Source organism: Albidovulum marisflavi (assembly GCF_025751435.1).
Taxonomy (GTDB): domain Bacteria; phylum Pseudomonadota; class Alphaproteobacteria; order Rhodobacterales; family Rhodobacteraceae; genus Albidovulum; species Albidovulum marisflavi.
On sequence record NZ_JAOWKY010000001.1, the window covers coordinates 1,496,988 to 1,509,115 of the forward strand.

9 protein-coding genes are annotated in these 12,128 nt (G+C 63.8%); 3 read left to right on the forward strand and 6 right to left on the reverse strand.

Features of this window, described 5'->3' with window-relative positions; genetic code table 11:
- Window positions 1-208 precede the first annotated feature (208 nt).
- Window positions 209-574: a hypothetical protein gene (locus OEW28_RS07240; RefSeq protein ID WP_263734031.1), complete on the forward strand. Its 366-nt coding sequence runs from the start codon at window positions 209-211 to the stop codon at window positions 572-574.
- A gap of 285 nt (window positions 575-859) precedes the next feature.
- Here OEW28_RS07240 and OEW28_RS07245 read toward each other — a convergent pair whose 3' ends face one another.
- The 5 genes from OEW28_RS07245 to OEW28_RS07265 form a co-directional block, all read right to left on the reverse strand.
- Entirely contained in the window at window positions 860-1,867 is a 1,008-nt protein-coding gene (locus OEW28_RS07245) for an aldose epimerase family protein (RefSeq protein WP_263734032.1), read from the reverse strand.
- Window positions 1,868-1,970: 103 nt separating this feature from the next.
- The gene (locus tag OEW28_RS07250) at window positions 1,971-3,326 is read right to left on the reverse strand and encodes a TRAP transporter large permease (RefSeq protein ID WP_263734033.1); all 1,356 of its coding nucleotides are present in this window, start codon (window positions 3,324-3,326) and stop codon (window positions 1,971-1,973) included.
- A 3-nt stretch (window positions 3,327-3,329) separates the two neighbouring features.
- The gene (locus tag OEW28_RS07255; RefSeq protein ID WP_263734034.1) at window positions 3,330-4,655 is read right to left on the reverse strand and encodes a TRAP transporter small permease subunit; all 1,326 of its coding nucleotides are present in this window, start codon (window positions 4,653-4,655) and stop codon (window positions 3,330-3,332) included.
- Window positions 4,656-4,736: 81 nt separating this feature from the next.
- A complete protein-coding gene (gene dctP, locus OEW28_RS07260) occupies window positions 4,737-5,837 on the reverse strand; it encodes a TRAP transporter substrate-binding protein DctP (protein ID WP_263734035.1) in 1,101 nt (366 codons plus the stop codon).
- Window positions 5,838-6,149: 312 nt separating this feature from the next.
- On the reverse strand, window positions 6,150-6,758 hold the full coding sequence (locus OEW28_RS07265; RefSeq protein WP_263734036.1) for a response regulator transcription factor: 609 nt from the start codon (window positions 6,756-6,758) through the stop codon (window positions 6,150-6,152).
- Window positions 6,759-6,969: 211 nt separating this feature from the next.
- On the opposite strand from OEW28_RS07265, the gene OEW28_RS07270 reads away from it, so the two are divergent.
- Complete coding sequence (locus OEW28_RS07270) at window positions 6,970-7,494, forward strand: putative pterin-binding protein (RefSeq protein ID WP_263734037.1); 525 nt, start codon at window positions 6,970-6,972, stop codon at window positions 7,492-7,494.
- Between the two features lie 56 nt (window positions 7,495-7,550).
- Window positions 7,551-10,184, forward strand: a complete 2,634-nt coding sequence (locus OEW28_RS07275; RefSeq protein WP_263734038.1) for a hybrid sensor histidine kinase/response regulator — start codon at window positions 7,551-7,553, stop codon at window positions 10,182-10,184.
- 51 nt (window positions 10,185-10,235) lie between these two features.
- Here OEW28_RS07275 and OEW28_RS07280 read toward each other — a convergent pair whose 3' ends face one another.
- Entirely contained in the window at window positions 10,236-12,110 is a 1,875-nt protein-coding gene (locus OEW28_RS07280) for a heavy metal translocating P-type ATPase (RefSeq protein WP_263734039.1), read from the reverse strand.
- Window positions 12,111-12,128 lie beyond the last annotated feature (18 nt).

Below are 12,128 nucleotides of genomic sequence, written 5' to 3' on the forward strand. Positions count from 1 at the left end.
TGCGCCGCTCCGCACAGGCGCCCCGAAACAGGTGCGCGGGCCGAGTATGGCTGATTCCGGGAATTTGGGAAGCCCCGGCATTTCGGGATGCCCCGCGCTGACGGGGTGATCAGGACATTCGGCACGGGGCTGGCGCAAAGTGACGCACCCTTGGCCGGTGTCGTGTGGGCATCTTGCAAAGCGCCGCGACCGGTCACACGTTAAAGCAATGATTGATGCCCTGCACTCACGTCTGACCGGCCTTGCTATGGTGGCAATGCTTGCCTTGGCCTTCGTGGCCCTGGGCGCCGGGCACCGCGTGGCATCCGCAGACGAGGCGGCGGTCGAGGCTCTGGCGCTGGCCGGGGCGGATGTGTCGGCCCTGTGTGGCGGCTCAGATGTCGATGGCAAGCTGTCAAAGGGCGATTGCGCCGCCTGTCACATCGCAGGGGGCACGCTTCTTTCCGATCCGTGGGGCGAGGTCGCGGCTGCCGACCTGGTGGTTGCCGCTGTCGTGGCGCCGCCACGCGAAAGCCGCGCCCCGCGTGCCGCGCGTGACCCCGCGCATGGGTTGCGCGCACCTCCGACGGTCTGATCCCTTCGCGTCGCAGGCCGGTCGTGCAATCGGCTCTGCGTCATGCCGCCGTCTTCGGTGGCAGAACTCTGACCTTGGAAAATTGACGGTGGCTTGGCACCGATACCCTTTGCGCCGCCACCCTCACCAATCCCTGCCGGCTTTGTCCCGATGCCGGTCAGGGTGCGACCCGGACCCTTTCCCAATCCGGTCCGGGCCAGTGCTCGCCCCGCCTCTCCCACATCGGCGGGGCGAGCCTGAACCGACCGGGCGGGGCTCCGTAGGGTTGGCGGTCGTCCCGGCAGATCAGTCCGCCGATTTCGCGAAGACGAACTGGGTGTGCTGGTTGTAGGTCTCTCCCGGCCTCAGGATCGGCTGCGGCCAGTTGGGGTGATGGATCGCGTCCGGCCACACCTGCGGTTCCAGCGCGATGCCCGCGTAGGCGCCCATCCTGCGCCCGTCCAACCCCGGCGCCTCCGCCACGATCGGCGCGCCGTCGAACACCTGAAGGCCGGGTTCGGTCGTCCTGATCTGCATCCGCACGTCGCCGCCCCTCAGTTCCCCGACAGTCCGAAGGGGGCTCCTGTCTTGTCCGATGCAAAGGTTGTGGTCGATCGCCGATCGGCTGCACACATCGCCAAGACGCTGGCCGTCACGTAAGTCAAGGCAGGTCCCCGCGACCCGGGCCACGCGCCCGGTGGGGATCAGTTCGTGGTCCACAGGCAGATAGTGATCAGCAAATATCTGCAACCGGTGGTCCAGGATGTCGGGCGCGCCCGAAAGGTTGAAGTAGCTGTGATGCGCCAGGTTGCAAAGGGTGGCCTGGTCCGTCGTGGCGGTCATCCGGATGTCCAAAACGCCACCGGCGAGCAGGGCAAAGGAAACCCGCGTGGTCAGTACGCCGGGATAGCCCATGTGCCCGTCGCCAAGCACAAGGCCCAGGGTGGCGTGATCGGGGCCGACATCCTCGAACGACCAGAGTTGATTGGCCATGCCAGAGTTGCCGCCGTGCAGGTGGTGTTTGCCAAGGAAGTTGGCATCCAGCCGATGGACGGCGCCGTCCAGTTCAAAGCAGGCGCCGGCGATCCTGTTGGCGCAGCGGCCCACGGTTGTCCCGAAACAGAACGGGCTGGAAAGGTAGTCCTCGAACCGCGCGAAGCCCAGGACGAGCGCGGACGCATGTCCGTCCAGCCGCAGGTCCTGAAGGATCGCGCCGTGGCTGAGCACCGACGCGGTCAGCCCGCCGCCCCGCAGCAGGACCCGTTCGACGGGGCTTCCGTCCGGAAGGTTTGCCACCTGCTCGATCCTGGTCACGGCATCCGATCCTTTGCCTGCAAACGAAAACCCCGGCGCGGCAACCAGTCCGCACCGGGGTGTTTTCCCTTATCGCCGGGTCATTGACAATCGCGCCCTTGACCTAGCCGTAGACGAGATTTGGCAGGAACGTGATGACCTCTGGGAAGAACATGCAGATCAGCAGTCCCACGATCTGCAGCAGCAGGAAGGGGATGGCCGAGCGGAAGATGTCGCTCATCGGGATCGAGTCCGGGGCGACGCCGCGCAGATAGAAAAGCGCGTAGCCGAAGGGCGGCGACAGAAAGCTCATCTGCATGTTCACGAGGTACAGCACACCGAACCACAGAACCAGGTCGTCGGTGTTGTCGAAACCGAAGGCGGCGGCGCCAAGCGACTTGATGATCGGCACGAAGATCGGCACGCAGAGCAGCAGGATCCCCACCCAGTCCAGGAACATGCCCAGCACGATCAGGATGATCTGCATCACGATCAGGATGCCCCAGGGGCCTAGGCCCATGCCCTGCATGGTCTCCTGCACGAACTCCTGCCCGCCTTCCAGCACATAGAGCCCGACGAAGATGGTCGCGCCGAACATGATCCAGATGACCATGGCGCTGGCCTTGAGCGTGGTCAGGCAGGCCTCGCGGATGGTGGGCCAGTCAAGCCGGCGGTGGATGGCCGCGACGATGAAGGCGCCGAAGGTGCCGATGCCTGCGGCCTCGACCGGTGTCGCCACGCCCGAGAAGATCACGCCCAGAACCACGACGATCAGGCTGATCGGCGCCGACATCTTGCCGAGCAGGTGCAGCTTTTCCCGCGTGCTGACCCGCTCCTCTATCGGGATCGGCGGGCCGAGGCGCGGGTTGATGTAGCTGCGGACGGTCACGTAGAGGATGTAGAGCCCCGAAAGCATCAGGCCCGGTATGACGGCGCCGATGAACAGTTCGCCCACCGATTGCTCGGCGACGACCGCGTAGATGATCGCCAGGATCGACGGCGGGATCAGGATGCCCAGCGTTCCGCCCGCCATGATCGCGCCCATGGCGATCTTGGGGTCGTAGCCGCGCTTCAGCATGGCCGGCAGGGCGATGATGCCCATGGTCACGACTGCGGCGCCGATCACGCCTACCATCGCCGCAAGGATCGTCGAGGCGATGATCGTGGCCGACGCCAGCCCGCCCTTCACGCCGCCAAGCACCTTGTAGATCACGTCGAACATGTCGTTGATGATCCCGGCTCGCTCCAGCATGGCGGCCATGAATATGAACAACGGGATCGCCGACAGCTGATAGTTCGTCATCAGCGGGAAGATGCGGCTTGGCACGATGTTCAGCGCGCGTGCGTCCCCCAGGATGAACAGGAAGACGCAGGCCAGACCGCCGGTGACGAAGGCAAGGGGAAGCCCCGCCATCAGGAGCACCAGCAGCGAGCCGAACATGATGAGCGTGAGCAGCTCGATTGAAATGTCCAGTCCCATGCGTCAGGCCCCTTTCGCGATAACGCGGATGTCTTTGGAAAGCTTGGATATGCCTTGCAGGACCAGCAGCGCGCCGCCCACGAACATCATCCATTTCATCGGCCAGAGCGGCACTTCCCATTCATTGAAGCTGATTTCGCCCCAGCGGATCGACGGATCGGTCCAGTCGCCCAGCGAGAGGGCCCCCAGCATCTGCCAAAAGCCGATCTGGCCGCGCGCCCATTCGGACACGACGGAGTTGCCCGAGGGCACCGCGATGGCGTCCATGGCAAAGATGTAGGACGTCACCAGAAGCGTTCCGGCGAAGATGAAGAAGAAGATCGAAGTGAAGAGGTCGGTCCAGGCCTTGCGTCGCGGCGACATCGACGCATAGAAGATGTCGACCCGGACATGGCCTTCGGTCAGCATCGCGTATGCACCGGCGATCAGGTACTGCATGCCGAACATCAGATACATCGATTCATGCGCCCAGCTCGTGGGAGAGTTGAACACGTAGCGGCTGATGACCTCGAAGTAGTAGACGAAGACAGCGATCACCGCCCAGTAGCTGACGAATTCGCCGGCATGAAGCGACAGCTTGTCGATCCAGTTTTGCGCCCATTCGTGGTCCGGCTTGCGGGCGTCCGGGTCGATCTGCGCGGCTTTGGCTGCCGTTTCGGCGTCGATGAAGGTTTCCTCTGGCAGTTCCAGCGCCAGGCTTTCGTTGGCCTTGCGCACAAGGCCAGGGATCAGCAGCGCATCGATCGCCATCAGTGCGAGGATCAGGTAGAACGCATAGCGCGCCGCGTTGGCCCAGAACGCCCGCTTTTCCGTTGCAGCGTCCGCGACAGGTTGTGCCTGCGACAGGTCGGCCTCGGCCGTGGCAATCCGATCGCGACCAGAGGTCATCGCGTCCTCGGCCCGCTTCAGCCGGCGCTCGGCGCTTTTCTTGGCAAAGGACTCCGGCTCGGCCGCCGCCACTTCCGCCCTCAGCGCGTCGATGTCGGCCTCGGCCGCCTCGATGCGGGGGGCTTCGCGTTCGACCACACGCTCGGCCACCCTGACCAGGTTGATCGCATCCGACAGTTCCGCGCGGGCATCGCGTTCCGCCGCATTGCTCCAAAGCACGAACAGGAAGATGGGAATGTAGAGAAGCCCCAGCAGGCTTCTCAGATAGAAGCGGTGCAATCCGAGGATCCCGCCCGTCACCAGGATCAGATAGGCAAGCGCGGCGCTGTAGCTGGTCTGCTTCGGGCGCGCGCGGCGCGCCAGGATCATTCCCACGACTGGGAATAGCAGCAGCCCGAGCCAATAAGCCCAATGGGGCAGGGTGAAGTCGATGTTGGGCATTGCGGTGTCCTGATGATGTGCCGCCTCATGGCGAGGCCGGGCCATGGCGATTACGCCAGGCCCGGCCGATTTGCTTTGCGGTCAGAGGTCCAGGGTAAGGCCTTCGATCTGCTCCGGCGTGACGTAGCCAAGCGAGCCTGACATCATGTAGTCCAGTTGGATCTTGAAGACCCGCGCGGCGTCCTTGTCGCGGTTGGCGTACTTGAACCAGATCGGCACGGCGACTTCGGTCAGAAGCTCGACATCGTCCTGCGTCAAACGCGTGATCTCGGTGCCGTCGGCCTCGAACTTGGCCCAGGCTTCCTGGTCGGCCTTCTGGATCGCCGCATGGTGCATGTCCGAATATGCGTGCGTCTCCAGTTCCACGAACTGCTTCATCTCGGGCGACAGCGCATCCCAGGACGATTGGGACACGGTGATGTCCATGATGTCGACCGGCTGGTAGACCGACATGAAGCCCGGAGGCCCCATCGAGATGTAGTTCGTCACCTGGCTGAAGCCGAGCGCGTAGTTCACGGCCGGTCCCACGTAGTCGGCCACGTCGATCGTGCCCTTTTCCAGCGCCGGGAAGATTTCCGATCCCGGAAGAACGGTGGTTTCGGCCCCGATCTCGGTGAAGACCTCGGCGACCATACCGCCGGGAAGGCGCATCTTGCGGCCCCGGAAGTCGTCGATCGAGCGGATCGGCACCTTGGAGTGGATGATGTTCGGCCCGTGGTGCACCGGTCCCACGAAATACATGCCCTGCGCCGCGTAAAGTTCGCGCGCGATCTCAAGCCCGCCAAGGCCGTAGTAGAACACGTCGAATTCATGCGGGTTGCGCAGGCCAAGCGGATAGGACGTCAGGAACGTCGCCGCCGGAATGATGCCCTGAGCGTAGATCGTGAACGGGTTCACCGCATCCAGAACGCCGTTCTTGACGGCATCGTACAGCTGGAAGTCGCCCACGACGTCATTCGCGCCGAAGGGCTGGAACGCAAGCTCCCCGCCGGTTTTCTCAACGATGGTGGCACACCAGTCCTTGAAGATCTGAAGGCCGGCGCCGCCAGGCCAGGATGTCTGGATCTTCCATGTCGTGCCGTTTGCTTGCGCCGAAGCGATGTGCGGCGCTGCAAGGGTCGATGCGCCTGCCGCAGCAAAAGCCCTGAGAGCGCCCCTGCGCGTGGTGGTCTTGGTCGTCATTCATTCTCCTCCCGATATTGTCTTGCAGGTTTGGGTCTTTCGAAAAGCCTCCAGCTTCTGTTCGCCCGCATATTGGTAACATTTCTTTACCATCTGTCCACCACTCAAATTCCGAAAAGGGCATCTTTTGCGGTCGGCACGGGCAAGTCGCCTGTGGCGCGCTACGCCATGAGGCGTTGAGCGACGGTTGCATGATGGCTGCTCAAAGCCGCGCCCTTGTGAAGCGCGTTCGCTTTCCCCGGAGACACTGGGCGTGCCTCCTGCCTGTCAGTCCGTGACAGCAAGCATGCGGGTTTCAACCGCGCGAAGGCCTTAGAAAGCGAGGATGCCGCGATCCCTGGCGATCATCGCCGCATGCGTCCTGTTGTTCGCTTCAAGCTTTCGGCAGATGTTCTTGACGTGCGCCTTGATCGTCACTTCCTGAACGCCAAGCTCTTGCGCGATCACCTTGTTGGGTTTGCCGTCGCAGACGCATCTGAGAACGCTGAGCTCGCGCGGTGAAAACAGGCCGCTCGTGTCCTCGCTTTCACGCGTCATGAACTCGAAAGGGGCATAGATTTCGCCTGTCGCCATGAAGCGTATGGCCTGGACAAGCGACTTGGCGCTCAGGGTCTTGGGGACGAATCCCGCCGCTCCGGCCGAAATCGCCTGTTCGACGGTCCTGCGCGCCACGTTGCCCGACATCAGCGCGACCGCGCCGCCAGCATTCGCCTCAAGGACACGCTGCAGCCCCTCAAGGCCGTTTGCTCCGGGCATGTTGTAGTCAAGCAGGATGCAGTCGAACGCGCCTTCGTTACCGATCAGTTCCAGCGTCGCGTCAAGATTGGCCGCCGACCGGACATCCATGTCGGGATGGGTGGCGATGAATGCCACAAGTGTTTCCAGCACAAGCGCGTGGTCGTCGGCGACGATGATCTTCATGGATTAGGTTCTTGTTGCTTCAAAGCGCGAAATGTCCAACTTGACGGGTACAATGAGCCTTTTTCGCGGGCTGGCGCAAGCCGGTCGGCAGGAAATTTGCCAATTCGCCGGGCGGACGGGCTATGCTAAAAAGGTCTTGCGGTTGTCCTGGGAACATGTACCGCGATCTGAAACGATGTGAGTTCTCCAGTCTCGAAGGGAGAAGCCGGAAATGCCCATCGACGTCCCGCGCGTCTTTCTTTGTGTGATTGGCTCGGGTTTTCTGGGTCTGGCCGCCGCCGCGCAGCAGCCGCTGCCGCTGCCGCCTCCGACGGGTGAGGTCGTGCTGCGGGTTTGCGGTGAGATCGAGGTGCGCAACGAAGAGGATTGCGCGGTCTTCGACATGGACAGCCTGCGTGCCATCGGGCACGTCCATCTGAAAACCTCGACGATCTGGACCGAAGGTGTCCAGGAATTCGAAGGGATCCGCCTGAAGCATCTTCTCGACCGGGTGGGGGTGCAGGGGGAACTCATCTGGGCAAGTGCCGCGAACGACTACGGCGCGGACATTCCGGTCAGCGATGCGACGGAAGACGGGCCGATCCTTGCCTACATGATGAACGAAGAGCTGATGTCGCTGCGCGAAAAGGGGCCGCTTTGGATCGTGTATCCCTTCGATGACGACAGCAGCTATCGGACCGATCTGATCTATTCGCGCAGCGTCTGGCAACTTGTCAGCCTGGATATCCGCAACTAGGCTCGAAGCTTCGGGACCATGGGGCGAGGGAGGCTATGGACCGGGCCGCCGTGGACATGAAAAATCTGGTTGTCACTGGCATCTCCAGGGCAGCAACACGCATATTTCGCGTAGGCCTCGCCTGTTTCACGAATGCGACGTGGTGGGCGGTCCTGGTCTTCATCCTGTGCGGCGTCGGAAGCGCCTTCCTGATCCAGAGCGTCGTGCTGGACCTGGAAGAGCACCGGTCCGCGGTTGAGGACCGCGTCCTGTGGAACATCTCGCAGGCCGAGGTTGAGCTGACCACCCTGCAGATCGCCATCGCGAACAGTATGGAATCCCCCGACGCCGCGCAGCTGACAAGGATCAGGCGCTCGTTCGACATCTTCTTCAGCCGTGTCTCGACGATCGAGGAAGGCACCGGGTTCAGCGGCCTGCGGCAGGAAGAGCGCTTTGCGCGCGGACTTGCGGACGTTCGCATTTACCTGGACGAAGCGGTGACCCTGATCGACTCCCCCGATCCCGTCCTTGCAGCGACATTGCCGCAGCTCAAGAAATTGACACAAGCCGCGCGCGGAGCGGTGCGCCAGATGTCGCTGGATACCGTGCGCAACCGCACCTTGTTCGCCGACGGGCTCCGGGAACAGCTGGTTACGACCCTGCTTCGGCTTGGCGCGCTGGCCGTTCTTCTGATCCTTGCCCTGATGCTCAGCACGCTGTTCGTTCTCCGACTGTCCAAAAGCGCGGAGTTGCGCGCCCAACGCATCGGCGAGACGAATTCCCGGATCGAGGAAATCCTTTCGCGCACCAACCGCGCCGTCATCACCGTCGACAGCTTCGGCGCGATCCTCGACTACAACCGGGCTGCCGAAGAGATGTTCGAGCTGCCAAGGGACGGCGTCCTTGGAAAGCTTCTCAAGGACGTGCCGCTGGATCCCGGCATCAAGAACGCCATCGAACGTCTGATGTCCGGGTCCCGGCACGAGACCGAGATCGCGGAACACCTGGCGGAAAGCATCAAGTACGCAAGCCGAAGCGACGGAAGCCAATTCCCGGTCGAGGTGTCGATGTCCGTCATCAACGGCCCCGCTGGCAGAAGCGTGCTGGTGTGGGTCGCGGACATAACCCCAAGGCTTGTTCGTGAGCAGGAGTTGAACGAAGCCCTTGAACGCGCGGTGGCCGGTGAAACCACCAAGGCGCGGATGCTCAACGTGATGAGCCATGAAATCCGCACGCCGCTGAATGGCCTGCTTGGTGCGCTGCAGGTGCTTTCCGACACCGAGCTTACGGCGCGTCAGCAAAAGATCGTTCAGGCGATGAACACGTCGAGCGATATCCTGCTGAGCCATGTGAACTCGGTGCTTGAGATATCCCAGCTTGATGCGGGCAGCATCGAGTCCGCACGCGAGCCCTTCGATCTCAAGGAGGTTGCGGAACAGGTTGTCGAGAACCAGATTCACGCGGCGCGGCAACGTGGCAACGCGTTGATCGTCGAAGAGGTGGGCGCAAGGTCCACGCCCCTTCTTGGCGACCCCAGGCGCATTCGCCAGATCCTTATCAATCTGGTCAGCAACGCCAACAAGTTCACGCAGTCTGGTGAAATCAGGATTCGCCTTTGCGAGGACGATGCCCTCGAATTCGCCCGGATCGAGGTGTGCGACACCGGCATCGGCATCGCCGAGGAAAACCTTGAGCGCATCTTCGAAGATTTCGTCACGATCGACACAAGCTATGAGCGTCGCGCCGAAGGGACCGGGCTGGGTTTGGGTCTTTGCCGCCGCCTGGCCGAGATGATGGGCGGGACCCTGACGGTCGAAAGCCGGATCGGGGGCGGCAGCGTGTTCCGGCTGAGCCTGCCGCTGCGCCGAACCGGAGTTGAGGAGCGCGCGGAGGCCGCGGAAGCTCAGATCCGGGCCGGTCAGCCCAACGTCGTGACCGCGCAGCGAACGCTCAGGATACTCCTGGCCGAGGACAACAGCATCAATCTGGAGATCATGACGGACATGCTGACTGCGGACGGTCACCGGGTCTATTGCGCGCTTGACGGTGAACAGGCTGTCGCGCGCGCGCAGGCCGAGCCGTTCGACGTCATCCTGATGGATATAAGCATGCCCCGGCAGAACGGCGTGGAGGCCACCCGGAAGATCCGCGCGGGCACCGGACCCTGCCGCGACGTGCCCATTCTGGCTGTGACTGCGCATGCGCAGAAATCGGAGATCGACAAGTTTCTCATGGCGGGCATGACTGGCGCGATCGTGAAGCCGGTTTCCAGGGGGCGGCTGCGGGAAATGCTGGCCGACCCGAGCATTCGAAGCCAGGCGCGCCCGCAGCCGGAGCACGCGCCGATGGACATGACCACCCTTGGCGACCTGATCGAGGCACTTGGGCGGGAAAAGATCGCAAGGATCCTGGGCGAGGTCGACAATGGCGTCGAAAGCTTCGCCGAAATGCTGTCGCAGGGGATCCAGGCCGGGACGCGGATGGACAGCCTGCCGATGGAGGCGCACAAGCTTGCCGGTGCGGTTGCGCTTCTGGGCGCGACGTCCCTGCGCGAGGATCTTGTCGGGCTGGAACATCTGTTGCGAGAGCCCGGCAGTGCCAGGGATATCCGCGCGCTTGCCCGGGACATGCGCGCCGATTGGCGGGCGGCGAAGTCGATGATCGAGGATGCGATTTCCGCGACGAACGAAGGGCGGGCAAGAAGCGCCTAGCGGGGGCCAGGGCCTTGGCCTGCGGTCGGGCATCTAGCGGCTATCGCCGTCTCAGGCGCTTTCGATGGCGGCCTGCGGTTCCGTTACCCCCTGCGGTGAGATGCGCAGCGCGCGCAGCGCGTTCAGGATCACAGCCACGTCGATGACCTCTTGGATCACCGCGCCCTCGACCGGCGTGAGATAGCCGAAGGCTGCTGCGATCATGCCCATCACGGACAGGCCGATGCCGGCGACCACGCTTTGAATGGCAATGTGTCGCGCCTGTTGGGCGATTTCTATGCCCGGCCCCAGGCGGTCGATCCGATCCACCAGAAGCACCACGTCTGCCGCTTCGGCCGAGGCGGCGGCGCCGCGGGCCCCCATGGCGACACCGACATCTGCCGCTGCCAGCGCCGGCGCGTCGTTGACGCCATCGCCCACCATCATGACCGGGCTGTCGGTCCGCTCGGTCAGGACCAGAAGCACCTTCTGGTCGGGGGTCAATCCAGCGCGCACACCGTCCAGCGACAGCCCGCTGCTCACGCTTTCGGCGACCTCCGCCCTGTCGCCGGTCGCAAGCAGGATCCGGCCGATGCCCCGCCTGCGCAGGCGCAGCAGCATGTCGGGCGCTTCCGTGCGCAGCGGGTCCGACATGACCAGGCGACCGGCCAGGCGCCCATCGACCGCGACGGCGACGTGGACCGAGCCCGCCGAAAGCGGCGCAGCAGTTCCCGGCGGCTCGCTTGCGTGGCGGCTGACGAACTCATCGCCGCCAACCATGATCTCTTGCCCGTCGACCGTGCCGATGACGCCTTCACCCGGGATCTCGGTGATCCTGGTCGGCACTGGCAGGTCAAGTCGCTTCAGGCGTGCGGCCGCGACAAGGGCTTGGGCGACGGGGTGCTTGGAAGCCTGATCAAGCGCCGCCGCGAACCGCAGGATGTCGTCGTCCGCATGGTCGCCCCGGCTTTCTATCGAAACGATTTGCGGGCGCCCGTCCGTCAGGGTTCCGGTCTTGTCCAGGATCAGGGTGCGGATACGCGCCATTGCTTCCAGCGGCTTCGCCCCCTTTATCAGTACGCCGAAATGGGCGGCGCGCGATAGGCCGGCGACAAGCGCCACCGGCACGGCAAGGATCAGCGGGCAGGGTGTCGCCACGACAAGCACGGCGACCGCCCGGATCGGATCGCCGGTGGCCCACCATGCCGCCAGCGCGATGGAGACCGAGATCGCCAGGAGCCCCAGCGACCAGCGGTCGGCGAGCCGCGACATCGGCGCCTTGGACCGCTGCGCCGCCTCGACCAGCCTGACGATGCCGGCATAGGTGCTGTCCTTGGCGATGCGGGTCGCGACAAGGTCGAACGCCTCGCCCGCGTTCGTCGAGCCGCTCATGGCGTCCTCGCCTTCGGTCAGGCGTGCGGGAAGCGATTCACCTGTCAGGGCTGATGTGTCCAGGTAGGCGACGTCCGATGCGACGCGCCCGTCAACCGGGACGGTATCGCCTTGCCGGATCAGCAGCCTGTCGCCAGGGGCGATCTGATCCAGCGCCACCTCTTCAAGCGCGCCATCGCGGTGCCGGGTCGCCTTGCGCGGGATGCGCGACAGAAGATCGTGCATTTCCCGCCGCGCGCTGCGCTCGGCGTAGCTTTCAAGGAACGTGCCGCCAGAATACATGACCGCGACGACGGCGGCCGCCAATGTCTCGCCGAAGGTCAGGGCCGCGGTCATCGACAGTGCTGCGACGATGTCCAGCCCGACTTCCCCGCTTCGAAGGCTTTGCACGATCTCGACCACAAGCGCGGCCAGGATCGGCAGGACGCCCAACGTCCAGACAAGATCGGCTGCTCTCGCTTGCCCGGCTGACCAAAGCACAAGCCCGGCCAGAAGGCCCGTCAGTCCCACCAGCAGGAAAGCCGTCTTGAAGCGGTCGCTGTTCAAGCGGTCCATCAGTCATGTCCCCCGCCA